This window comes from Streptomyces alanosinicus (genome assembly GCF_014650595.1).
Taxonomy (GTDB): Bacteria; Actinomycetota; Actinomycetes; order Streptomycetales; family Streptomycetaceae; genus Streptomyces; species Streptomyces alanosinicus.
In genome coordinates this window covers 139,191-162,023 of the sequence record NZ_BMVG01000016.1, presented here as the reverse complement: position 1 = coordinate 162,023, position 22,833 = coordinate 139,191, and the positions used below count along the sequence as shown (strand labels likewise).

Here is a 22,833-nt window from a genome sequence, read left to right as displayed (position 1 = left end):
GAATCGCCTCCCTCCCCCGATGGCCCCCATGCCGGGGCCCGCCTTCCCGTCACCGGCACCTGACGGCTGCCGCTTCGCTCCTGCCGCTACTCGCCCTGCTCGTCCCGGAGACGTTCTTCGGGCGGCCGGCCGGTGGTCGGCGTACGTCCGTCCCGGCGGCGGTACTCAGTTCCGCTCGCCCAGGAGCCCTTCGAGTGCGGTGAGAACGTGGCCGCAGATCTCATCGGGTTCCGCGCTCGCCAGGGGTTCCTGGCCGACCACGACCCGCATCAGGCCGATGCCGAGCAGCCAGGCCATCGCCAACTGGGCACGCAGCTTGCTGTCGTCGGCCGAGGAGAGGGAGGCGAGCGCGGTGGCGTACTCCTCCCCCAGTGCGCGGACGGTCTCGGGGGCTGCGTCGGCGCTGCCGATGGAGCGCAGATAGACGGCCATCAGCCGGTCCGTGCCGGGTTTGCCGCCCTCCACGAGGACTCCGCGCAGCGCGGTCTCGAACAGCCGGTCCGCCGGCGTGTTGCTCAGCTGTTCCTTCCCGCCCTGCGCCATGACCTCGGTGAGCAGGGCTTTCTTGGAACCGAAGTAGCGGAATATGAGCGCCTGGTTCACCCCCGCGCGGCCGGCGATGTCCCGGACGGTGGCCGCCTCGTATCCACGCTCGGCGAAGACCGCGCCGGCCGCGTGGAGGATGCGTGCGCGGGTCCCCTGGGCGTCCCGCGGCCGTTGCGGGACGTCCTCGCTCGCCGGGCTGCCGCCGGGCCGGTCCTGATGCGCCGGGCTGCCGCCGGGCCGGTCCTTATGCCGCGTGTGCTCGCTGGTGTCCACCGTCTGCTCCCTTGCCGCCGTGAGCCCGCCCGCGCCTGCCGAGGAGCCGTAAGGGTAACGGCCGATTACCGCCGTTGACCGCCCGGTATGTGCGTCTTAGCATTGTAAGCGTCTGCTTACATAAGGGAGGCAGTAGTGACGGCAACAGATCACACCCCCCTCGCCTATCCCTTCAATTCCAGCCGGGACCTGGCCCTGGCCGATACGTACGAACTGGTCCGTGAGACCCCGGGGCTGCTGCGCGTGCAGCTGCCGTACGGGGAGCCGGCCTGGCTCGCCACCCGTTACGCGGACGCCCGGCTCGTCCTCGGCGACCAGCGTTTCAGCCGCGCCCTGGCCCTCGGACGCGACGAACCGCGCTCCTCCGAGGGCAAACGGGACAGCGGGATCCTCAGCATGGATCCGCCCGACCACACGCGGCTGCGCTCGCTGGTGGCCAAGGCCTTCACCGTCCGGCAGGTCGAGAAACTCCGGCCGCGGATCAGGGAGTTGACGTCCACGCTGCTGGACGAGATGGAGGCGGCGGGGCCGCCGGTCGACCTGGTCGACCGCTACGCCCTGCCCATCCCGGTCGCGGTGATCTGCCGGCTCCTCGGGGTGCCGCAGGAGGACCGCCCGAGATTTCGCGCATGGAGCGACGCGGCGCTGTCCACCAGCTCGCTGACCGCCGAGGAGTTCGACCGCAATCGCGACGAGCTGCGCGCGTACATGGCCCAGCTGATCACCGCGCATCGCGAGCAGCCCCAGGACGACCTGATGACCGCGCTGATCGAGGCACGCGATCACGACGACCGGCTGTCCGAGCTGGAGCTGGTCGATCTCTGCGTCGGCATTCTCGTCGCCGGCCATGAGACGACCGCCACCCAGATCCCGAACTTCGTGCTCACCCTTCTCGACCATCCGGGCGCACTGTCCCTGCTGTGTGCCGAGCCGACGCTGATCACGAACGCCGTCGAGGAACTGCTGCGCTTCGTGCCGCTGGGCAGCGGGGCGGGCCAGCCTCGCTACGCCAAGGAGGACATCGAGGTCGGTGGCACGCTGGTGCGGGCCGGGGAGCCGGTGCTGGTCGCCATCGGCGCCGCCAACCGTGACGCACTGCGCTTCACCGAGGCCGGCACACTCGACATCGCACGCAGCGGCAACGCCCATCTGGGCTTCGGCCATGGTGTCCACCACTGTCTGGGCGCTCCCCTGGCCCGCCTCGAACTCCAGGAGGCCATCGGCGCGCTCGTGGCCCGCTTCCCCGGGCTGCATGTCGCGGGTGACATCACCTGGAAGACCGAGATGCTGGTACGCGGCCCTCGTGTCATGCCGGTGGGGTGGTGAGCGGACCATGAGCTGGCAGCTGCACATCGACTCCGGCCGCTGTATCGGCTCCGGGATGTGCGCCGGAACCGCACCGGACCTGTTCGTCCTCGACGGCGACCACTCGCACCCGGTGAGCGAACAGATCGCGGAGGGCGACGAACGCGCCCTGGAAGCGGCCGGCATCTGCCCGATGGTGGCCATCACCGTCCGGGACGCCGACGGAAAGGAGATCGCTCCCCGCGACTGAGCCTGCGCCGGGGCCGGAGCCGGAGCCGGAGCCGGCCGACGGTGAGCACCATCCGGAAGCGGGCCTCCCCGGCCGGCATCTCCTGGCAGGCCTCGTCGTAGGCCTCGTCCGCGCGGTCGGACGCCGTCGGCTACACCGACCACCCGCCGCTGGAGGAGCGAGATCCGCGCCCCGCCAGCCGCACGTCGACCGCCGTGAGCGCCAGGGCCGACGGTCCGGGGGCGAGAACGGCGAGCGGCGGAAGTGCCCAGGCACAGACGGCGGCCGTGGCCAGGGCGCACAGGACCAGACCGGTGCCGCCGGGGTCGCGGACCGTGCCACGGGCGGCGGCACTCAGGGCCGCCCGCCAGTCGGTGAGGGACTCCGGGCAGGCGCACGCGCGCAGGCCCACCAGTACCGCACCGGCCGTGACGGCCATGGCGACCACGGCGAAGAACCGGCCGCTGGGCAGCCCCGTACGGGCCAGGGCGAGGTCGGCGGCGCACAGCAGCAGCACGGCCAGCTGGGCCGCCTGCGCGGGGTGCCCGGTATGGGCCCCGATGCCGAGGAACATCGACGGCTTGAAGTACTGGCCGGGAGTGCCGTCCGTGCCGGACGGCATCGGTGCGAGTGCCACCCCGCCGTCGACGAGGGCGCCGAATCCGCTGGCCGGGGCGTCCCAGTTGACGTCGGAGGCGGCCTCGCCACGGCCGAGCGGGGTGTTCTCGACGGATCCGTCGAGCTGGGTGGTCTGTTCGGCGGACGACACGGCGCCCTCGCGGGGCAGCCGGTCGGTGAAGCTCCACCAGCGGGTGAGGTCGGCGGCGGTGAAGCCGAGCCTGTGGTCCTCGGTGTACAGGGCCTTGCCCTGGCCGCGCAGCCAGACCTCGAAGGCGTCCTCGCTCTGTCCGGGGTCGGTGCCGCCCGGCTTCCCGGTCCTCCGTGCCAGTGCGCGCATCGCGTCGGCCCACTGGTCCCAGGTCCAGGTGCGGCCGGGCAGCGGCGCTCCGGAGCGCCGCCAGGCCCGGACGTCGTAGGCGACGGTCTCGGTGCCCCGGCCCTGCGGCACGGCGTACTGGGCGCCGCGCACCCGGCCGGTCGCCAGCAGTCCGGCGTCGATGCCGGCGGTGCGCAGCTCCCGCCGCTGCCGCCCGAGATCGAGCAGGACGCCGCCCGAGGCGTACTGGTCGATCTGCCGGTAGTCGAGCTGCATCACATCGGGTGCGTCGCCGCCGGCGGCCTGGGTGGCGAGCTTCTGTTTGTAGGCGTCGTAGCCGGAGAACGACGTCCGCACCCGTACGTCCGGATGCCGCTGTTCGAACAGGGCGACGGCCTTCTCGGTGCGCTCGGCGCGGTCGGGGTTGCCCCACCACGTGTAGCGCAGCACGATCGTGCGGCCGCCGGCCTGCTCCCCGGGTCCGCCGCAGCCGGCCAGCACCGCGCACAGGGCGAGTGCGCCGGCCGTCGCGCGGGACCCCTTGGCCGTCCCGCGGAACCCTCTTGTCCTGTGTCCGGGCATGCCGAGGTCACCTCTTCCTCATCACCGGTGTGCCGAAGGGGGCTTCTGGGCCGACAGAACCTAGGCCTGGCCTAGGCCGTCGGCTTGCCGTCGTGCGGCAGCGTCGTCCCGGGCAGCGCGTACTCGTCCCGGCGGCCACACATCCCGAAGCCGTTCAGGCGGCTCGGCTCGCTCTGGTACGCGGTCGCCTCGGCGAGGTAGGAGGGCTCGCCGGACTCCAGGGCGTCGAGCTGGGCGCCGGTGTGTTCGGCGGCGGCGAGGGCACCGGCCCGCCACAGCTCGCGCCAGGCGGGCACCCGGGCGCGCACCAGACGGGCGGCCGCCTGCTGGAAGGCGCGGTAGGGGCCGCCGTCCCCTGCGGTCATGGCCTCGCGCAGGGCGAGATAGCCCTCGACGGCGAGGTCCCGGCGGCGCCGGGCGGCGGTCTCGGTGTCCGCTCCGGTGCCCGGCGGGAGGGTGGCCGCGGCCGCGTACCGTTCGGGGTCGGCGAGCACCTCGGGCGGGAAGGTGAACACGGCGTCCCCGGCCTCGGGCAGACCGCTGTTCTGCATGAGTACGGTGATCCGCAGATCGCTGCCCTGCACCATACGGTGCACGGTGCCCGGCGTGAACCAGGCGAGGGAGCCGGCCCGCAGCGGAATGTCCCGGAAGCCGTCGGGGCTCAGGGTCTGCACCGAGCCGTGGCCACCGGTGACGACGTATGCCTCGGTGCACACCAGATGGAGATGGGGACTGCCGCCGCAGACGCCGTCGGCGGCCTCCCACCCGTAGGCACGCAGATGGGACAGGCCCACGGCGCCGGGCAGCGGATGGGACGGCGTGGACATGGCGTCGCTCACCACGGCAGAGCCTCCAGATGGCGGCCGGCCCGGTCGCGGTCCCAGGCGCCGTCGGCGATCACGACCCGGTAGCGATAGCCGAAGCTCTCGCCCGGCGGCAGGGCGAACTCCTCGAAGAAGGCCCAGGAGAACGCGACGGTGGGGATCGGCTCGGAGCGCACGAACCAGTGCGAGTCATGGATCGCGGACGACCCGTCCAGGTTCTCCGGGGCGTGCGCGAAGACGAGCGTGGAGTGGGCGTCGGTCCCGTCGTGCTCGGTGGTGAAGGCCAGCCACGGCCCCTGACTGCCCATCACCTTCTCGGCGCCGACGCCCGGCGCGGAGTCGGGGGTGAAGACCCCGCCGCCGGTGAAGTCGCGCGGTCCGCGCCACTGCAGCCCGGTGTAGCCGGCCATCTCACGGCCCTCGGTGGTCGGCGAGCCGAACAGCAGCGGCTCGTCACGGATGTTGGTGAGGCGGATGGACCAGTCCAGGGTCCAGGCACCGGCCTCCTCGTCCACTGTGTGCACGGCCAGGCCGCGCACCTCGCGGGCCCACTCCCGGCCGCCGTGCGCGATCCAGGTCAACTCCTCGGTGAGGTCGAGGCGTTCGCCGGTGACGGTGAGGTCGGTGAAGCCGTCGTGGCGCATCGAACCGACCCGCTCGGGCAGCCGGAGGTAGCCTTCGCCGTGCACATAGCAGTTGCCGCCCCAGAAGTTCTGTCCGGAGAGATGACTGGCCGTCATCTGCAGGCCCTTGTGTCAGCGGTGGTCGCTCGGCCGGTATCCGGTCACCGTGTTTCCGGAGAGGGTGCGCACGGGGTGGGCGTAGGGCTTGCGGGCCTCGAAGGCGTCCGGGTCGGGGCGGTAGACGTAGCGGAGGATCTCGGTGCCGTTCGGCGCCTCGACCGCGAGGTGCTCCCCGTGGACGTGGCTGACCCGGATGCTCATACGCGCTCCTTCGGGGCCCAGTCGGGGTGGTCGCCGTGCATGGCCGCGTAGTAGGGGTCGCCGGGGCCGATCTCGCCCGCCCGCACCGGCCGTCCGGTGAACGCCGCCTTGTACAGGGCGGCGGCGAACTCCAGGGTGGCGCGCGCGTCGGGGCCACTGCCCGGCGGCCGCTCACCGTGGTCGAACGCGTCGAGCAGGGCGCCGAGTTGGGCGGTGTGCGAGCTGGGCACGTCGGCGGCGGGGGCGCGCCAGGCCGCCGCGCGCCCGGGGTCGACGTGCGGTGCGGGGGTGTAGACCCAGTCGTCGTTGTCATGGCCGTACAGGTGGGTCAGTTCGAGCGTGGCGTCCGCGCAGTCGACGCGGATGCGGCTGACCTCGTGCGGGGACAGGACGCTGTTGACGACGGTGGCGAGCGCGCCGTCGCGGAAGCGGACCAGGGCCGTGGAGAGGTCCTCGCTCTCGACGTCGTGCACCAGCCGGGCCGCCATGGCCCGCACCTCCGACCACTCCCCCAGCAGGTGCAGCAGCAGGTCGTACTGGTGGATTCCGTGGCCCATGGTCGGCCCGCCGCCCTCGCTCGCCCAGCGGCCGCGCCACGGTACGGCGTAGTAGCCGGCGTCCCGGTGCCAGGTGGTCTGGCAGTGCGCCACCAGCGGGGTGCCCAGCTCGCCACGCGTGATCAGATCCCGGGCGTGTACGGCGCCCGAGCCGTAGCGGTGCTGGAAGACCACCGAGGCGTAGCCGCCGGAGGCCTCCTCGGCGGCGGCGATGTCGTCGTACTCGGCGAGCGACAGACACAGCGGCTTCTCGCACAGCACCCAGGCTCCCGCCTTGAGCGCGGCCACGGTCTGCGCACGGTGCAGTGCGGGCGGAGTGCCGATGAGGACCAGATCGGGGCGTACGGCGTCCAGCATGGCCTCGGTCGAGGTGAACCCGGCGACCCGCGCGCCCGCCACGGTCCGGAATGCGTCCAGTCCGCGCTCGTCCACATCGACGGCGGCGACGAGTTCGACGCGGTCCGCATGGGCGCCGAGCGCGGGGAGATGGCTGCCGGTGACGATGGCACCGGTGCCGACGACGGCGACGCGGCGGCGCGGCGCGGGCAGGGACATACCGCTCCCGGGGTTCGGCGGACGGAGTGCGAGCACACGCAGAAAGCGCTTGCCCCGTACGAGGTGACCCTAGGGGCGGGGGATTGTCAGGACAACCCCCGTGCAGGGAGATTCGCCGGTACGGGGGGCGATGAGGGGAAGACCGGCGCAACGTCACCGTCGGCGGCGTTGCGTGGAGTCACGTCCGGTCACCTTCGAGGATCTTCTTGAGGGTGGCCAGCTCCGTGTCGACCAGGTCGGACTGCTCACGGAAGACGGCTTCGGTCAGAGTCGGCGGCCGATGGAAAGTGATCATGAAATCGGCGCCGTCGCCGTTGGGGACCACGCGGGCCGGCACGCTCCAGGAGGCGGTGTCGTCGACGTAGTCGTGGTCGAGGACGCCGAACTCGGCATGAGCGCGCAGGCGTAGCCTGGCGGGGCCGAGCGGGGTGGACATGCGCCACCAGTCCGGGTCGTCCGTGGGCTCGATGGCGCGGATGTTGACCACGGCCCACCGGGGCCAGTTGGCCGGGTCGGCGAGGAAGGCGAAGACCTGCTCGCAGGGGCGGTCGATGCTGACGGTCTTGGTGACGGAGAGCGAGGTGCTCATCGTTCTCTTCTTTCAGAGGGGTTGTGCGGTGCGGGGCGGGCTTCGCCCACCAGGTTCCTGATCCACTCCTCCAACTGGCGACGCCGGCCGGCATCGAGCGAGCCGAAGTAGTGCGCGTCGTTGCGGTCGGCGAGCTCGGCCAGTTCCGGTACGAGGGTCCGGCCCCGCTCGGTCAGCACGAGCCGGACCGTGCGCCGGGAGGCCGGGTCCGGCTCACGACGGATCAGGCCCTTGCCGGCGAGGCGGTCGACCAGGCGGGAGACGGCCCCCGGGTCGATGTCCATGTGTGCGGCCACGGCCTTGGTGGTGTCATGGCCGTGGAACACACTGACCATCACGCCCCACTGGGAGACGGTGACGTCATGCCGGTCGAGTTCGGCCTCGAACCGGCCGTGGACCTCGTCGGACAGGCGACGGAGCCAGTACCCGAGGTGATCATGGAGTCCACTGGTGTCACTCACACATCCACTATTGTTGTCATGACAACACTTGTCAAGGCACTGGTGTGCGTGTCGGGGCGACGGCGAGTGCCCTCCGGCTCGGTGGTCACTGGTCTCCGGCGAGGCGCCGTTGTTCGAGGTAGATGCCGGTGAACACCGCGACTTTGGCACGCAGGACCCAGGGGTCGAAGGGTTTGCCGATGTAGTCCACCGCACCGGCGGCGTAACCGCGGGCGGAGTGTTCGGCGTCGGTGCCCATGGCGGTGAGGAAGATGATCGGGACGTCATGGGTGCGGGGGCGTCGCTTGATGTGGGCGGCGGTCTCGTAGCCGTCCATGTCGGGCATCTGGACGTCCATGATGATCACGGCGAAGTCGTCGTGGTCCAGCAGGGCCTTGAGGGCCTCGCGGCCGGAGGAGACGGCGACCAGCTCCTGGTCGAGGGTGGACAGGACGGCGGTCATGGCCATCAGGTTGTCCGGCTGGTCGTCGACGATCAGGACCTTGGGCATGACCCGCGGAGCCGCCCGGGTCACGGCGACCACGGGCTGGACCTGTTCGACCGCCTCCAGCTGCCGTTCCAGCAGAGTGCAGCGTTCCTCCGCTTCGTCGCGCAGTTTCTCCGCCTCGTGGAGCTGGGCGGACAGGCGGCTGACCTCGTCCTGCAGTTCGTCGCGTTCATGGAGCAGCTCGGTGACGTCGGTGTTGGCCGCGGCCAGGCGTTCGGCGCGTGCGCGTTCCGCGCTCCACTCGGCCTCCAGCTGGTTCAGGCGCACTTCCAGGTCGGCGATGCGGTGCTTGCGGTCCAGCAGCGCGTCGCTCAGCGCGTCGCCGCGGGCCGTGGAGCGGCGTGAGACCCGGTCGGCTTCGGCGAGTTGCTGCTCCAGCACCTCCACCGCGTGGCGGGGTGAGCTGCTGGTCTCGACGGCGGCCCGGTGCAGTCGGCGGACCAGCTCGATGGCGTCCGGGGTGGCCGCCATGCCGCGGTGCTCGGCGACGTCGGTGAACAGGTCCATCACGACTTCCCAGGGCGGGACACGGGTGCCGCTGAGATAGCGGGAGAAGGTGCCGGCGTCGCGCACACGGCGGGCCGCATAGCGGCGGACGGAGACTTCCAGACCTTCGAACAGCTCCCTCAGCGCCATGGCCAGCGCGCGGGATTCCGGTGTCAGATCCGGGGCGAGAGGGCGCAGCTCACCCACGGGAGCCACCTCCCTTCGCGCCCGCGCCCGCTCCGCCTCCGGGTACGGCCGGCCGGCTGGGGGTGGTGTCCGGGGCGATCGCCTGGTGGAACAGCGGCACGGCGCCGCCCGCGGCGGTGAGCCCGGCGAGCACGGCGCCGCCCGCGGCAGTGAGCCCGGCGAGCACGCCGCCCGCCGTTCCGTCACCGGCCTGCACGAACAGCAGGCCGGCGGCCGCACCGGCCGGCGCGGCGAGTAACAGCAGCGGTGCCGGCCTCACCGACGCCAGCGATCGATCCATCGGACCGTCCATCGGACCTTCCCTTCCTCACCCCACCGGATGCCGGGCGGGGCGGCGCGCCCCGGATGGACCCGCCTGTGCGAACGAGCCACACAATGACGACTGTTGAGACCGTTGCGCCGGGCAATCGGCAAACCGGCAACATCCAGGGTCCGTTGCCACCCCGACCCGGCGGTCCGCAACACTCCCCGTCGCAGGTCAGCACCGACGCGCGGGCAGATGTTGCGGCAACACCCGCATCAGGCCTAGAGGGTCCGTCCGTGCACAACCGCGCACCGTACGACGCGAACAGCGCTTCGCTCCGCGCGGTCGGACACCCGCACTTCGGCTTGCGGAAGCGCGACACTTCCGCGAGCGCAGCCCGCGGGACACCCTGATGTCCCAGACACGGGACGCCCTGATGTCCCAGACACGCGACCACGGCCCGCACACGGGCCAGTACACCGGTCCGGTGCCTCCGTCACCGGTGCAGGGCCGGGATCTCCTCGGCAGGCGTCTCCCCGGCCAATCACATCGACTTGTCGCCAGAACGCCGCCTGGTCGTCTGTGCGGCCTTCGGACCGGGGATGTTCTTCAGCCGGGGGCATGAGACGTACGTCGTGCTGCCGGGGTGCTCGCAGGAAGGGGCCCATGGTCATGCCGCAGGACATCGTGTTCCCTCTCCCCTTCGCGCCGGACGTCGGTGCGGACGTGGACGGCGCTCGGCGGCGCAGTCTCGACTGGTGCCGACGCCAGGGCCTGGTGACCCACCCCGTCGATCAGGAGCGGTTCCTGCGCTGGGACATCGCCGGGCTGATGGCGGCCTGGGTCCCACGGGCCGCCGGCGACCGGCTGGACCTGACGGTGGACGCCGTCGTCGTGGCCACGTTCCTCGACGACCAGTTCGACGGCCCCCTGGCCACCCAGCCACATCGCGTCGCCGCGTCCTGCCGGGCCTTCACCGACGTGATCGCCTCGGGCGGAGTGGCACCGGCCGGCGCGGGGCCGCTGATCGGCACGTTCGCGCAGGTGTGGCGCCGCCTGGCCGACCAGGCCTCGCCTGCCTGGCTGGAGGAGACCGGACGGCATTGGCGGTGGTATCTGAACGCCTACGCCCAAGAGGCGGGCAACCGCGCGCAGCGCCGCATCCCGACCCGCACCGAGCATTTCGCGCTGCGCCGCAGGTCGGGCTTCGTCTACGCGATGCTGGATCTGAGCCAGAAGGCATACGGTTTCGAAGTCCCGCCCCACCTCTACGGGGATCCGACGGTGCGCCGCATGCTCGACATCACCGCCGATGTCGTGGACACCCTCAACGACGTCCATTCCGTGGAGAAGGAGGAGTCCCGCGGCGATCTGCACAATCTGGTCCTGGTCATCGAGCATGAACTCGGCTGCGACCGCGACGCCTCGGTCACCGAGATCCAGCGGCTGATCCACGGCTGGTGCGAGGAGTTCGTCGCGCTGGAGGAGACCATGCGGGCCGGCCGGCCTCGGTGTGACGCCGCGGTCCTCGCACCGCTGGCCGCGTGCATGCGCAGCGCGATGAGCGGCTATCTGCTCTGGAGCCGGGCCTGTCTGCGCTACTCACGCCTGGTGCCTCCCGGTGAACCCGCTCTCGTCACCGATCTCCTGACGGAGCGCTGGTCATGAGCGCGCGGCTGCTCTCCCACCGTCACGGACGCTCCGGCCGGGCCCTGGTGATCGGCGCGGGGATCTCCGGTCTGCTGGCCGCCCGGGTGCTGGCCGATCACTTCTCCCAGGTCGAGATCCTCGAACAGGACACGCTGCCGAGCGAGCCCCGGCAGCGTCCCGGCGTGCCTCAGGGCCACCATGTGCACGGCCTGACCGCCCGTGGCGCGGAGGTGATGGAGCGTCTGTTCCCGGGATTGTGCGGTGAGTTGACGGATGCGGGTGCCCCGGGCGGGGACTTCGGGGAGATCGTGGCGTTCCGGTTCCCGACCTGCTGGTCGCCGCGTACCCCGACCGGAATCCCCCTGCAGACCTTCAGCCGGCCCCTGCTCGAGACACGCCTGCGCGAGCGCGTACTGAGCCTGCGCAACGTCCGCGTCCGTCCGGGGGTACGGATCACCGGCCTCACCGGCGGCCCCGGCCGGGTGACCGGGGTACGCGCACGCGGCGACCGGGGTGCCGGAACCGGCGCGCACGGGCGGCACGGCACCGGAGCCGTCCTGACCGCCGACCTGGTGGTGGACGCGAGCGGACGCAACTCCCGGCTGCCGCACTGGCTGACCGAACTGGGGCTGCCTCCGGTCACCTCGACGGTCATCGACGCGCACGTGGGCTATGCCTCCCGCCTGTACGCGGCCCCCGACCCGCACACGCCGCCGTGGGCCGCGGCCATGGAAGTCGTCCAGGCGCCTCGCGCCGGTCGAGGTTTCATGGCCACCCGCGTGGAGAACGGCCGCCTCCTGGTCACCCTGCAAGGCGCCGGTGGCGACCGTCCGCCCGATCACCCGGACGGTTTCACCGCCTTCGCGGAGAGCCTGCGCACGCCCCTCGCGGACCTTCTCGCCCGGCTCACACCGCTGTCCGCCATCCGCCCCTACGCCCACTGCGCCAACCGGCGCACCGACTACCACCGGCTGCCGGTCTGGCCCGACGGGCTGATCGCACTCGGCGACTCGGTCTGCGCCTTCAACCCTCTCTACGGCCAAGGGATGGGCGTCGCCGCCATGGAGGCCGAACTGCTGCAGACCATGATCGGCCGCGAGCGCGCGCTGCCCGGCCACGGATTCACCCGGACCTACCAGCACCGGGTGGCCGCCCTGACCCGCCGCCCCTGGATCATGTCGACGGTGCAGGACCGTGGCTGGCACCTCGGCCCCGACGCCCGCTCCACCCGCGTCACGCAGGCTCTGCTGACCTGTGCGCAACAGACCATGGCCGCCGACCCGGATGTGTTCCGGCGCTTTCTCGCCGCGATGCACATGACGCGAAGCTCCGCCGTGCTGCTGCATCCACGCGCCGTGCTCGCTCTCGCCACCACCGCGCTACGCCCCGACGCTTCTCTTCACGACGACACCCACCTGTGGTGGGGCGACACACCCCACACTGGGCGAGTCGACCTTGCCAATATGGGTAATCCACCCGTCATGACCGAAAACGCCAGGGACGACAGCAGCGCTCCGGACCATGAGGAGGCGACCCGCCGCTACTACGAGACCGGCGATGTCGACGCCTTCTACGACGCCGTCTGGGGCGGTGAGGACATTCACGTCGGCCAGTACGCCGATGCCCGGGAGGCCATCGCGGACGCCTCGCGCCGTACCGTGCAGCGCGCCGCGGACCGGGTCGTGGACCTGCTCGGCCCGGATGCCACGGTGCTCGACCTCGGCTCGGGGTACGGCGGTTCGGCCCGCGCGCTCGCCGAACGGTTCGGCTGCCGGGTGGTGGCCCTCGACCTCAGCGAGGAACACAACCGGCGGCACCGCGCGGCCAACGCCCGACGCGGGCTGGACGGCCTGATCGAGGTGGTCACCGGCACCCTGAACCACCTCCCCTACGAGGCGGAGCGCTTCGATGTGGTCTGGTCCCTGGAGGTCCTGTGCCATGTGACGGACCGGGACCAGGCCCTGGCCGAGGCGGTGCGCGTACTCAAACCGGGCGGCGCGCTGGTCTTCTCGGACATCATGGCGGCCGAGGAGACCCCGGCGCAGGCCCTGCGGCCGGCCCTGTCCCGGCTCGGCGTGGACACTCTGGCGACGCCGTCGTTCTACCTGGAGCACCTGGCCGGACTCGGACTGAAGACCGACTTCGAGGATCGCAGCCCGGACCTCGCCACCCACTACGCACGCCTCGACGAGGAGGTGCGCCGCCGCGCGGCCGAGCTGCGCGGCGTCATCAGCCCGGCCTACGTCGACGATCTGCTGGCCAACCTGCCCCTGTGGACGGACATCACGCGCCGCCGGCTGCTGCGCTGGGGTCTCTTCCACGCCCGCCGCACCACGGCCGGACCAGCCTCGTGACCCATGGCCGGCACCTTCTGCTCCGGGAACACACCGGCCGGCTCAGACGCCGGACGGAGCGGCGTAGCGAACAGTTCCGGCGGGAAGCGGGTAGTCGCCATCGAGGCTGAGCGCCATCAGGGCGGCGCGGATCGCCGCGGGCCACGAGAGAGAAGCCCTCGATCCAGGCGGTCGGGTCGGCGCGCAGGGCGTCGACGAGGTCGGCCTCCGCGGGCGTGGGGAAGGCGGCGAGGCCGATGTCGTGGATGGCGGGGATGTCGGCGCCGGTCTCGGCGCGCGTGATCCAGGTGTCGGCCATGAGGACGGTCGATCCGGGCCTATCCCTGGTCCGGCCAGACGGCCAGCACGCCGGCGGTGTCCTCGTCGATGAGGGTGACACGCGTGTCCGGCAGGCTGCCGTACTCACCGACCCAGCGCCGGAACTTGTCACGCGCGGTCTCCTCACGGCCCCACCAGCCATGCTGCCGCGGCCGGCCGCCGGAGGAGAGCAGCAGGTGGTAGCGGCCGCTGCCGATGGGGCGGGCGGATCCTTCTGCTCCTTCTGCTCCATGGCTCACCCATCGATTAGGCCACATGTTCGATTTTATGGGCAAGTGCCGACACCGAGGTGTCGCGCTGCCACGATCAATTGGGTTGCGACGGGACCGGTGAGCCCGGTGAGGTACTTCTATGGAAGGAGCCATCGAGCGGGCGCGTCGGGCGAGGACGGGGAGAAGCCGCGCGGTCACGGGGCGGACGGCTCGTCTGCGTGGACCGGCGGTGCTCGTGGCCCTGATGCTGGCCGCCTTCACCTTCAACACGGCGGAGAACCTGCCGGTCGGCCTCCTGAACCTCATCTCCGGCAGCCTTCGCGTGTCACTGCCGGCTGCCGGCCTCCTGATCACCGGTTACGGCCTGACGGTCGCGGTCGCGTCCGTGCCGCTCGCCCATGTCACACGGACCGTGCCCCGACGGCATGTGCTCACGGGAGTGCTGGCCGCGCTGGTCGTGTCCAGTCTGGTCGCGGCGCTGGCCACCTCCTACTGGGTGCTGTTCGCCGCACGCCTGCTGACCGCACTCGGCCAGGCGCTGTTCTGGGCGGTGATGGGTCCTGCGGCAGTGGGCCTGTTCGCCCCCGGGGTCCGCGGTCGCGTCATCGGGGCACTGTCCGTCGCTGGTTCACTCGCCCTCGTGCTCGGCATTCCCGCCGGCACCTGGCTGGGCCGGCACAGCGAGTGGCAGGTGCCCATCGCCGTGCCCGCGGCTCTGGGACTGGCCTCCCTGGTGACCGTCGCCGCTCTGCTGCCGACCTCACCTCCGGAGGAGGAGCCCGCCGCCTACGGGAGCGAACCCGACACCCGCCGGTTCGTGACCGTGCTCGCGACCGGCACCCTGTCCGCCACCGGGGCGTTCACGGGATACACCTACATCGTGACGTTCCTGGCCGATGTGAGCGGATTCTCCCCGGACACCGTCAGCATCCTGTTCGTGGCCTTCGGTGTCGCGTGTCTGGCCGGGGTGAGCATCACCGGGGCGCTGCTGGACCGCTTCGCCCGCTCGGCGCTGACCGTCGCCGTGGCCACGCAGGCGATGGGGATGCTCGGCCTGTACGCGGCCGGCAGCCATCCGGTGGCAGCGGTGGTCTTCCTGGGCTTGATGGGCAGTGCGCTCGGGCCGGTGTTCATGACCACCCAGAACGAGATGCTGAGGTGCGCGCCCGGCCGCACGGACATCGCACTCGCGGCGAACTCCGGTGGCTACAACGCCGGCATCGCGGCGGGCGCCGCGCTCGGTGGACTGATCCTGCCGCTGGCCGACGTGCGGGGCACCTTCCTCGCGGGCGGGCTGCTCACCGCCGGGGCGGGCGCGGTGCTCCTCTGCGGGCGCCTGCCGCGGCGCCACGCACCCCGGTCCCTCGCACAGAGCCGCCGCTGACCGAGGACGTACCCACGGCCGTCGGCTGCCACCGGGCGCACACTGGAAACACAAGGCCATACGCCATGAGCCGCACGCGGAGGTGAGCCATGAGCACCCTCGAACTGCACGTCGACGTCGGGGTTCCGGCCGACAAGGCCTGGGAGGGCCTGCACCAGGTGGAGAACTATCCCCGCTTCGTGGAAGGAGTACGGGGCGCGCATACCGACAAGGGAGGCCGGGCCCAGCTGCAGGTCGAGGCCGGGGGCCGGGCCCAGGAGGTCGAGGCCGAGGTCACCGATCGCGGTGAGCGCGTGATGGAGTGGCTCACCAGGGGCGCCCCCGAGCTGACGGGTTCCTTCTCCGTCCAGCCGGTCGACCAGGGTCACAGCCGGATCCAGGCCAGGCTGCGGTACGACCCCGACACCGTCCGGAACACCTTCGGCGGGCCGAAGGGCTTCGCCCAGACGACCGCGATCGAACGGCTCGTCCGCAGCGATCTGGAGCACTTCAAGGAGTACGTGGAACGCGGCTGAGCAGCGGGAACACGGTGGGCGCGGCACCGCCGGAGTGCGAAAGGCGGGCCGCTCAGCCCTCCATCACGGCATCGCAGTCCGTGCAGACCAGGGGCGCGTACTCCTCTGGGTACCAGCGTGCCCCGGGGTCGTCGGAGGGCGTCCAGTGGGCCGTCTCCATGGCGAAGGTGTCCTTGCCGCACAGGGTCCGCGGTCCCGCGGTGGTGTGTGACCCCGGTGCGGCGGGTGCCGCGTGCACCCGGCGGACTCGGTGTTCCGCCCCGCCGGGTGGCCCCGCGGAGCGCGCGGCCACCGGCTTGTCCACTTCGTAGACGACCATCTCGCTCATGCCTCCACCGTAGGCGCTCCTGCGGTCGGAACGCCCGCGCCCGAGCGGCCCTCAGTGGTGTCCGTGCTGCATATGGCCGCTGTGGCCGCTGTGATCGTGCCCGGTTTCGGGTGAGCCGCCCATCATGCGCAGCATGGCGGGCCCCCCGGTGCGCAGGAACCGCACCAGGAGCACGGCGGCGAGGACGAGGAAGGCGAGGTTGAGCCACGTGGTGTAGTTCCAGCTGATGCCTTCCATGGGGAGCCTGGCGTCGGCCTGGTCGGGGATCAGGCCGAGACCGCCGAAGGCGAACTCCACGACGTATCCCGCGACGACCATCGCGACGTAGAAGGTGCCGAGGAGGAAGGCGGCCGTCTTCGCTCCGTAGTACTTCCGGTAGATGTTGAGGATGGGCAGGATCAGCAGGTCGGCGAAGATGAACGCCACGACGCCGCCGAAGCTGATGCCTCCCTTCCACAGCACCACCGCCAGCGGCACATTGCCGATGGAACACACGAACGAGGCGATCGCCACCAGCGGTCCGACGACGGGCCCCCACAGCTTGGCGGCCAGCGGGTGGCCGTCGAAGAAGAAGGTGCGCCAGAACGAGTCCGGGACCCAGGCGGCGATGGCCCCGGCGATGAGCAGGCCGACGATCAGGTCGCGCAGGATCGCCGCCCATTCCATGACGAACACATGGCTGGTGGCGGTGAAGCCCTCCCGGGAGAACAGCCGGGCGGCGAAGGAGCCCTCGCGCCGCACGGACATATCCATCGCGGCATGGCCCTCCATCGACCCGGCGAGGCCTCGTTCCGCCTGTTCACGGGCCTGGCGCAGCAGCCCCGCGCGCAGGAACAGCCGGAACAGGACGGCCAGCACGACGATCATGACGGGGCCGCCGACGAACTCGGCCGCGGTGAACTGCCAGCCCATCAGCAGCGCCAGAATGACCCCGAGTTCGACGACGAGGTTGGTGGAGGCGATCTCGAAGGCCATGGCGGCGGTGAAGTTCGCGCCCTTGCGGAACAGGGAGCGGGCCAGTGCCACCGCGGCGTAGGAGCAGGACGAGGACGCCACGCCCAGGCCCGCGGCGACGGCGAGGGTGCGGGGCCGGTCGTCGCCGAGCAGGGAGACGACGGTGGACTTGCGGACCACGGCCTGTACGACGGCGGACAGGGCGAAACCCAGGATCAGGGCCCAGGTGATCTCCCAGGTCATGGCCCCGGTGATCGACAGTGCGTGCAGTACGGCGTGCATGTGTGAAGCCTTCCCTCCGGGGTGCGGCGTACGGCCGGCGGGCACGCCCTTTGCCGGGGTGCCCTGGTGCCGGACCGGGGGCGGGGCGCCGCCGCACGGGGCGGCGTCCCGCCCGGGATCAGCCGACGTGCAGGGTCAGGGCGGCGGTGTGCAGCCTGCCGCCGGTCTGGAACTGCAGGAACAGCCGCCAGTTGCCGCTCGTGGGCAGCAGGGCGTGGAAGGTCAGGTCAGGGCCTCCGTGGTCGCCGGTCACCTTGGTGGTCGGGTGGAGGTGGGCGAACGCGGTGTCGCCTTCGTGGAAGGCGGTCAGGTGGGCGTAGGTGTCCAGGTAGGGCTGCAGATCGGTGACGGGCTTGCCGTCCTTGGCGAGGGAGACGGTCAGCGGGTGCGCCATGCCCGCCATGGGCTCTCCCTTGACGGTGACGGTGTACCCGTCCACCTGAGTGCTGCCGGCGGGCGCGGGCAGCGGTGTCTTCGTGGCGTTGCCGGGCACGGTGAGGGTGCGCGACAGCACGAAGTCCTTGCCCTTGCCATCTCCGGTGGCGGGTGTGAAGGAGGCGAACAGCCGCCAGGAGCCCGCGCGGAGGGGGGCCAGGCCGGCACTCCAGGTGCCGTCGGCGGCCATCGTGGGGTGGATGTGCTGGAAGCCGGTCAGGTCGGAGCGGATGGCGTAGAAGTGCAGCCGCTTGGTCTGGTCGACGGCGAAGTCGGTGACCGGCTTGCCGTCCGGCCCCTTGACCGTGAACCGGTAGACGGCCCGCTTGCCCGCCGGCAGGGTCGCGTCGTCGGAGGTGAGGCGATAGCCGTCCTGGGTGTCGGACAGGCCGTTGCCGGTGGCCATGTGGTCCATGCCGGGCATGTCGCCGGATGTCTGCGATGCGCCGGGCGAGGTGGCCGGGGAGGACGTGGTGCCGTGGTCCATGCCGGGCATGGCCGAGGAGCCGCCGGAGGAGCCGCAGGCGGCCAGCGTCAGCGCGAGAGCGGCGGCGACACCGGCCGCGGCGAGCCCGCGACGGCGGACGGTGGGACGGGAGGAAGCGTTCATCGACGTGGGTCTTTCCGGGTGGGCGCACCACACCGGTGGTGCGCGGAGACGAGCAGGGCACGGTGCCGGGGCCGGCGTGGGCCTGGGTCCGGCGGGTGCCTGTCACGTCCGCGCGACGCACACCTGGAGCAGGAGATCTTGTCCGCGGGCCGGTGGCCCGCGCCGTCCCGTCCCGCCGGCCGCCGCCCGCCGCCGGGCCGACGCCCACAGGGCGAGACCCCCGGCACCTGCCACGGCGAGCAGGCTCGGGGCGGGCAGCGGGAACCGCTCGTGGGCCGGGGTGGAGACGCAGAGTGTCCCGCCCGTCCCGGAGGTGGCGGTGGCGGTGGCGGCCGCGGTGGCCGGGCCTACGACGCCGGCGCCGTGCGCGGGTGAGACGGCCATGCCGTTCATGGCGGCGTGGTGACCGTGGCCCGTCGGCGCGGCCACCGTCATGGGTGTGGCGTCGTGGCAGCCCTCCGCGGCCGTGGCCGGGGCGCCGTGCATGAGGAAGAGGCCGACCAGCACCGCGCACACGGCCAGCAGTCGGGCGATGCCTCGCCTGTCTGCCCGGGTGCTGTCCACGGCGCTTCCTCTCTCGCTCGTTCGCTGTCCGTCGCCGACTATACCCCGGGCGGGTATTTGGTGCCCGATCTCGGTTCAGCGCCTGCCGGCCGGGGCGGCCCGTGGACCATGGCCCGGCGCCCGCCGCTCCCCCACGCCCCGTTTCAGGCGAGGGGCGGTTTCAGGACCGCGGGGGTGGGGCCGTCGGGGCGGACGGTGATGCCGTACGCCGCCTTCGTGGGGATGGAGTGGAATACGGGGGTGTGGACCGGCAGCAGGTGTTCGAGCAGGACGGTCGTTTCGCGGACCGCGAATTGCAGACCGAGGCAGGCGCGGGGTCCGATGCCGAAGGGGAAGTAGGCTCCCGGCTGGGTGGGCCGGCCGTCGGGGGCGATGAAGCGCCGGGGGTCGAAGTGCTCGGGGTCCGGCCACAGTTCGGGGTCGCGGTGCGTGAGGTAGGGGCAGACCAGGAGGTCGGTGCCCGCCTCGATGGCGTGGCCGGCGAGGGTGTCGTCCTCGCTCGCATGGCGGGGCAGGATCCACGCGGGCGGGTAGAGCCGGAGTGTCTCGTGGACCAGCGCCTGGATGGCCTGACGGCGCTGCGCCGAGCCTTCCTCGCCGGCGGCGAGCGCTTCCTCGCGCGCGGCGGGGTACCGGTCGAGGAGCAGATGGAGCCAGGTCAGGGTCGTCGCGGTGGTCTCGTGGCCGGCTACGAGCAGCGTGACCAGTTCGTCGCGGATCAGCGGGTCGGTGTACTCGGGATGCTCGGCGGCGGCATCGATCAGCACGCGCAGCAGACCCGGACCGTCCGGGCCCGCGGCTCCACCGCGGGCCGCCTCGATGGCCCGGTGGGCGACCGCGTCGATCCGGGCGAGATCGGCGGCTACGGCCCCCCGGGCGTCGGCGGCATCGGTGGGCAGCGTCGGCAGGGCGGCCGCCACGGACTCCACGGCGGCCAGTTCCCGCTCGGTCTCGTCATCGAGGGGGTGCCCGGTCAGTGAGCGCCAGATGGCGTCCAGGGCGAAGCGGCGCATCTCCTGCCCGACGTCGAAGGTCTGCCCGGTGCGGGCGTAGCCGTCCCAACGCCCGGCGGTGGTCCGGGCGGCCTCGGTGATCCGCTGCTCGTAGCGGCGCATCCCGGTACCGGTGAACTGCGACTGCAGCAGGCGGCGTTGCCGCTTCCAGGCCGTTCCGGTGGCGGAAAGGACACCGTCGCCGATCAGGAGACGGGCGCGGTGGGAGCGCTTGACGTACAGCTCCGGATGGCGGGCGAGTACATGCTGGACCGCCTGCGGGTCCGTGACGAGAACGGTGGGGGTGGAGCCGAGCCGGAACGTGGCGACACCACCGGACCGCTCGCGCACCTGGGACAGCAGCTCGATCAGCTCACGTTCGATACCCATGCACGGACTGTACGGGAGTGTACGGGACCGGTGACAGCCCGCCTCGCCATATGCGACACACCCGGAAGACTCACACCGAATTACCAAGGTAAGGGCGCGCGAAGTAAACCGAACCCAGCTCTCCATTTCATGGAATTTTTATCCGCCGTTTATTCGTCACGGGCGCCACGACGGTTCCGCGACAATTCCAGGAAGACAAAAGTTGCAGGTCAGAGGCAATTGAATCTAAAATTCAACCCATCAAATGGCTTTTCACAGATTCCCACGCAGGGATCCACAGGTCGCCCCATCTATGGTTCTTTTGCAAACCGTATGAGCCCGACCTGAGGGGGATGACCAAAATTGACACCCGAGGTGGCAGCGAGGAAATACGAAGGTCTTGGAGGAGACCGGAGTCTGCCTCTCCTCACCAGCGAGCCGGCCGTGTACCGGTCCGCCCCCGCGCCGGCGGCGAGGATCCCGACGGGTACGGGTACGGGTACGGCGACAGGTACGACGTACGGGCCCGCCCGGCCATCGTCCCGCGCGGTCTGCTGGGCCGCCCGGAACCCGGCGACGACGCCTGGATCATCTTCACCTCCGGCTCGACCGGCAAGCCGAAGGGCGTCGCGATCAGCTATCGTTCGGCCGCCGCCTTCGTGGACGCGGAGGCCCGGCTGTTCCTGCCCCGGGCACCGATCGGCCCCGGCGACCGCGTACTGGCGGGCCTGTCCGTCGCCTTCGACGCCTCCTGCGAGGAGATGTGGCTGGCCTGGGGACATGGCGCCTGTCTGGTGCCCGCGCCCCGCGCCCTGGTGCGGACCGGCGCCGACCTCGGCCCGTGGCTGCGGGAACGCAAGATCAGCGTCGTCTCCACCGTCCCGACCCTGGCCGCGCTGTGGTCACGGGAGATGCTCGCCGCCGTACGGCTGCTGATCGTCGGCGGTGAGGCCTGCCCGCCGGAGGTGGTCAGGCGCTTCGCCTGCCACGGCCGCGAGGTGTGGAACACGTACGGCCCCACCGAGGCGACGGTCGTCTCCTGCGCCACCCGGCTCGTCGACGGCGAACCCGTACGCATCGGGCTGCCGCTGGCCGGCTGGGAACTCGCCGTCGTCGACCCGAGCGGCGAGCCCGTCGCCTGGGGCGAGACCGGTGAGCTGGTCATCGCGGGCGCCGGTCTCGGCCGCTACCTCGATCCCGTCAAGGACGCGGAGCGGTACCCGGCGCTGCCGTCCCTGCGCTGGGACCGCGCCTACCGCAGCGGCGACCTCGTCCGGGCCGGCCCCCAGGGCCTGGAGTTCATCGGCCGCGCCGACGACCAGGTCAAGATCGGTGGCCGACGCGTCGAACTCGGCGAGGTCGAGGTCGCGTTGCTCGGCCTGCCCTCCGTCGCCGCGGCCGCGGCGACGGTCCGGCGCACGGCCGGGGGCCTCGACGTCCTGGTCGGCTACGTCGTCCCGGCCGACGGCGACCCGGCCGCGTTCGACCGGACCGACGCGGCCCGGCGGCTGCGCGAACAACTGCCGGCGCCCCTCGTACCGAGGCTCGCGGTGCTCGCCGAGTTCCCGACCCCCGGCTCGGGCAAGGCCGACCGCGACGCACCGCCGTGGCCGCTGCCGGCACATCCCACCGTCCCGGAGCAACGCGCCGGCGCGGAGCAGGCCGCCGGTGTGGAGCAGGCCGCCGGTGTGGAGCAGAGCGCCGGCTCAGAAGTGAGCGCCGCCGAGGCCACGGTCGTCATCGACCCGGTCGTCACATGGATGCTCGGCGTCTGGAGCGACATGCTCGGCGCGGACGTGACGAGCGAGGACGACTTCTTCGACCTCGGCGGTACCAGTCTCGCCGCGGCCCGGCTCGTGTCCGTACTGCGCGAACGCTTCCCCGAAGTCTCCGTCGCCGACCTCTACCGCCATCCCACTCCCGCCGCACTGCACGCACGCATGATGTCCCTGGCCGTGGCCCCCGACCCCGGCACGCCACCGCGGCTCCAGCCGAGCGAGGACGACCGGGGCACGCATGACGACGAGATCGCGCGGGGAACGCCTTGGTGGACCGGCTGGGTCCAGACCGGGCTGCAGCCGCTGCTGCTCTGCGTTCCCGGGCTGCGCTGGGTGCTCTCCCTCGGACTCGCCGGCGACGTGCTCGCCGCAGCCGGCCGCACCTCCTGGCTGCCGACCGTGTCCTGGTGGCTGCTCGCCCCCGCCTGGCTGGTGATGTTCGCCTCCCCCAGCCGCGTCCTGCTGGCGGCCGGCGGCGCACGTCTGCTGCGCGGCCGGATCAGGCCGGGTGACCACCGGCGTGGCGGCCTGACCCAGCTGAACTGGTGGCTGCGCGGCATGGGCGCGAGGATCGGCCGGGGCGTGTGGTGCGAGACGCACTGGTTCCCCGAGCCGGATCTGATCAGCGTCGGCGACGGCGCGGTCGTGAACCGTGGCTGTGTTCTGCAGACGCACCTGTTCCACGACCGGGTCATGCGGCTGGAGCCGGTCGAGGTGCGCAGCCGGTCGGTGCTCGGCCCGCACAGCGTCGTCCTGCCGGGCAGCGCGCTGGGAGAGGCGGCACGGGTGGGCGCGAGCTCGCTGGTCATGGCGGCGGAGCGGGTTCCGGCGGGCGGCAGCTGGCAGGGCATGCCGATCACCC

The 22,833-nt window shown here is 71.8% G+C and carries 20 protein-coding genes and 3 pseudogenes; 7 read left to right on the top strand and 16 right to left on the bottom strand.

Annotated elements, in window-relative coordinates; all coding sequences use genetic code 11:
* Positions 1-165: 165 nt before the first annotated feature.
* Positions 166-819 (bottom strand): TetR/AcrR family transcriptional regulator, encoded by a 654-nt coding sequence (locus IE277_RS28130; RefSeq protein WP_373310891.1) that lies wholly within the window; start codon positions 817-819, stop codon positions 166-168.
* Between the two features lie 135 nt (positions 820-954).
* On the opposite strand from IE277_RS28130, the gene IE277_RS28125 reads away from it, so the two are divergent.
* Together IE277_RS28125 and IE277_RS28120 are read left to right on the top strand one after the other, a co-directional pair.
* The gene (locus IE277_RS28125) at positions 955-2,145 is read left to right on the top strand and encodes a cytochrome P450 (protein WP_189956500.1); all 1,191 of its coding nucleotides are present in this window, start codon (positions 955-957) and stop codon (positions 2,143-2,145) included.
* 7 nt (positions 2,146-2,152) lie between these two features.
* Positions 2,153-2,374, top strand: a complete 222-nt coding sequence (locus IE277_RS28120) for a ferredoxin (RefSeq protein ID WP_189956499.1) — start codon at positions 2,153-2,155, stop codon at positions 2,372-2,374.
* A 130-nt stretch (positions 2,375-2,504) separates the two neighbouring features.
* On the opposite strand, the gene IE277_RS28115 is transcribed toward IE277_RS28120, so the two are convergent.
* From IE277_RS28115 to IE277_RS28080, 8 genes and pseudogenes are all read right to left on the bottom strand, one after another.
* The gene (locus tag IE277_RS28115; RefSeq protein WP_229882003.1) at positions 2,505-3,872 is read right to left on the bottom strand and encodes an ABC transporter substrate-binding protein; all 1,368 of its coding nucleotides are present in this window, start codon (positions 3,870-3,872) and stop codon (positions 2,505-2,507) included.
* Between the two features lie 71 nt (positions 3,873-3,943).
* Positions 3,944-4,699, bottom strand: a complete 756-nt coding sequence (locus IE277_RS28110; RefSeq protein WP_189956523.1) for a cupin domain-containing protein — start codon at positions 4,697-4,699, stop codon at positions 3,944-3,946.
* An 8-nt stretch (positions 4,700-4,707) separates the two neighbouring features.
* A pseudogene (locus IE277_RS28105) lies at positions 4,708-5,640 on the bottom strand (DUF6807 domain-containing protein).
* Complete coding sequence (locus tag IE277_RS28100) at positions 5,637-6,752, bottom strand: Gfo/Idh/MocA family protein (protein ID WP_189956498.1); 1,116 nt, start codon at positions 6,750-6,752, stop codon at positions 5,637-5,639. Before IE277_RS28100 ends, IE277_RS28105 begins: the two are co-directional and overlap by 4 nt.
* 178 nt (positions 6,753-6,930) lie before the next feature.
* Entirely contained in the window at positions 6,931-7,341 is a 411-nt protein-coding gene (locus IE277_RS28095) for an SRPBCC family protein (RefSeq protein ID WP_189956497.1), read from the bottom strand.
* The gene (locus IE277_RS28090; protein ID WP_189956496.1) at positions 7,338-7,802 is read right to left on the bottom strand and encodes a MarR family winged helix-turn-helix transcriptional regulator; all 465 of its coding nucleotides are present in this window, start codon (positions 7,800-7,802) and stop codon (positions 7,338-7,340) included. Before IE277_RS28090 ends, IE277_RS28095 begins: the two co-directional genes overlap by 4 nt.
* An 85-nt stretch (positions 7,803-7,887) precedes the next feature.
* Complete coding sequence (locus IE277_RS28085) at positions 7,888-8,982, bottom strand: response regulator (RefSeq protein WP_189956495.1); 1,095 nt, start codon at positions 8,980-8,982, stop codon at positions 7,888-7,890.
* Entirely contained in the window at positions 8,975-9,262 is a 288-nt protein-coding gene (locus IE277_RS28080) for a hypothetical protein (RefSeq protein ID WP_189956494.1), read from the bottom strand. The genes IE277_RS28085 and IE277_RS28080 overlap by 8 nt, the downstream gene beginning before the upstream one ends.
* A 636-nt stretch (positions 9,263-9,898) precedes the next feature.
* On the opposite strand from IE277_RS28080, the gene IE277_RS28075 reads away from it, so the two are divergent.
* The gene (locus IE277_RS28075) at positions 9,899-10,894 is read left to right on the top strand and encodes a terpene synthase family protein (protein WP_189956493.1); all 996 of its coding nucleotides are present in this window, start codon (positions 9,899-9,901) and stop codon (positions 10,892-10,894) included.
* The gene (locus IE277_RS47535; RefSeq protein ID WP_229882002.1) at positions 10,891-13,230 is read left to right on the top strand and encodes a methyltransferase domain-containing protein; all 2,340 of its coding nucleotides are present in this window, start codon (positions 10,891-10,893) and stop codon (positions 13,228-13,230) included. Before IE277_RS28075 ends, IE277_RS47535 begins: the two co-directional genes overlap by 4 nt.
* A 112-nt stretch (positions 13,231-13,342) precedes the next feature.
* On the opposite strand, the pseudogene IE277_RS49640 reads toward IE277_RS47535, so the two are convergent.
* Positions 13,343-13,528, bottom strand: a pseudogene (locus tag IE277_RS49640) (GNAT family N-acetyltransferase); the annotation flags it as partial.
* A 19-nt stretch (positions 13,529-13,547) separates the two neighbouring features.
* Entirely contained in the window at positions 13,548-13,787 is a 240-nt protein-coding gene (locus IE277_RS28065) for a hypothetical protein (protein ID WP_189956492.1), read from the bottom strand.
* Positions 13,788-14,004: 217 nt separating this feature from the next.
* On the opposite strand from IE277_RS28065, the gene IE277_RS28060 reads away from it, so the two are divergent.
* Positions 14,005-15,144, top strand: a complete 1,140-nt coding sequence (locus IE277_RS28060; protein ID WP_229882012.1) for an MFS transporter — start codon at positions 14,005-14,007, stop codon at positions 15,142-15,144.
* 89 nt (positions 15,145-15,233) lie between these two features.
* Positions 15,234-15,659, top strand: coding sequence for an SRPBCC family protein (locus tag IE277_RS28055; RefSeq protein ID WP_189956490.1), 426 nt, complete (start codon positions 15,234-15,236; stop codon positions 15,657-15,659).
* 52 nt (positions 15,660-15,711) lie between these two features.
* Here IE277_RS28055 and IE277_RS28050 read toward each other — a convergent pair whose 3' ends face one another.
* The 5 genes from IE277_RS28050 to IE277_RS28030 form a co-directional block, all read right to left on the bottom strand.
* On the bottom strand, positions 15,712-15,987 hold the full coding sequence (locus IE277_RS28050) for a hypothetical protein (RefSeq protein ID WP_189956489.1): 276 nt from the start codon (positions 15,985-15,987) through the stop codon (positions 15,712-15,714).
* Between the two features lie 51 nt (positions 15,988-16,038).
* A complete protein-coding gene (locus IE277_RS28045; RefSeq protein ID WP_189956488.1) occupies positions 16,039-17,223 on the bottom strand; it encodes a permease in 1,185 nt (394 codons plus the stop codon).
* Positions 17,224-17,341: 118 nt separating this feature from the next.
* On the bottom strand, positions 17,342-18,268 hold the full coding sequence (locus IE277_RS28040; protein WP_189956487.1) for a DUF8832 domain-containing protein: 927 nt from the start codon (positions 18,266-18,268) through the stop codon (positions 17,342-17,344).
* A gap of 102 nt (positions 18,269-18,370) precedes the next feature.
* Positions 18,371-18,832 (bottom strand): hypothetical protein, encoded by a 462-nt coding sequence (locus IE277_RS28035; RefSeq protein ID WP_189956486.1) that lies wholly within the window; start codon positions 18,830-18,832, stop codon positions 18,371-18,373.
* 143 nt (positions 18,833-18,975) lie between these two features.
* Complete coding sequence (locus IE277_RS28030; protein WP_189956485.1) at positions 18,976-20,214, bottom strand: cytochrome P450; 1,239 nt, start codon at positions 20,212-20,214, stop codon at positions 18,976-18,978.
* 521 nt (positions 20,215-20,735) lie between these two features.
* Here IE277_RS28030 and IE277_RS50110 point away from each other — a divergent pair.
* Positions 20,736-22,112, top strand: a pseudogene (locus IE277_RS50110) (non-ribosomal peptide synthetase); the annotation flags it as partial.
* Positions 22,113-22,833 lie beyond the last annotated feature (721 nt).

What these genes read in the sequence shown, in the direction of transcription:
- IE277_RS28120 (WP_189956499.1), top strand. Translation starts at nt 2,153, where the DNA reads ATGAGCTGGCAGCTGCACATCGACTCCGGCCGCTGTATCGGCTCCGGG.
- IE277_RS28115 (WP_229882003.1), bottom strand. Translation starts at nt 3,872, where the DNA reads ATGCCCGGACACAGGACAAGAGGGTTCCGCGGGACGGCCAAGGGGTCC.
- IE277_RS28110 (WP_189956523.1), bottom strand. Translation starts at nt 4,699, where the DNA reads ATGTCCACGCCGTCCCATCCGCTGCCCGGCGCCGTGGGCCTGTCCCAT.
- IE277_RS28100 (WP_189956498.1), bottom strand. Translation starts at nt 6,752, where the DNA reads ATGTCCCTGCCCGCGCCGCGCCGCCGCGTCGCCGTCGTCGGCACCGGT.
- IE277_RS28095 (WP_189956497.1), bottom strand. Translation starts at nt 7,341, where the DNA reads ATGAGCACCTCGCTCTCCGTCACCAAGACCGTCAGCATCGACCGCCCC.
- IE277_RS28080 (WP_189956494.1), bottom strand. Translation starts at nt 9,262, where the DNA reads ATGGATCGATCGCTGGCGTCGGTGAGGCCGGCACCGCTGCTGTTACTC.
- IE277_RS28075 (WP_189956493.1), top strand. Translation starts at nt 9,899, where the DNA reads ATGCCGCAGGACATCGTGTTCCCTCTCCCCTTCGCGCCGGACGTCGGT.
- IE277_RS47535 (WP_229882002.1), top strand. Translation starts at nt 10,891, where the DNA reads ATGAGCGCGCGGCTGCTCTCCCACCGTCACGGACGCTCCGGCCGGGCC.
- IE277_RS28060 (WP_229882012.1), top strand. Translation starts at nt 14,005, where the DNA reads ATGCTGGCCGCCTTCACCTTCAACACGGCGGAGAACCTGCCGGTCGGC.
- IE277_RS28055 (WP_189956490.1), top strand. Translation starts at nt 15,234, where the DNA reads ATGAGCACCCTCGAACTGCACGTCGACGTCGGGGTTCCGGCCGACAAG.
- IE277_RS28050 (WP_189956489.1), bottom strand. Translation starts at nt 15,987, where the DNA reads ATGAGCGAGATGGTCGTCTACGAAGTGGACAAGCCGGTGGCCGCGCGC.
- IE277_RS28045 (WP_189956488.1), bottom strand. Translation starts at nt 17,223, where the DNA reads ATGCACGCCGTACTGCACGCACTGTCGATCACCGGGGCCATGACCTGG.
- IE277_RS28040 (WP_189956487.1), bottom strand. Translation starts at nt 18,268, where the DNA reads ATGAACGCTTCCTCCCGTCCCACCGTCCGCCGTCGCGGGCTCGCCGCG.
- IE277_RS28030 (WP_189956485.1), bottom strand. Translation starts at nt 20,214, where the DNA reads ATGGGTATCGAACGTGAGCTGATCGAGCTGCTGTCCCAGGTGCGCGAG.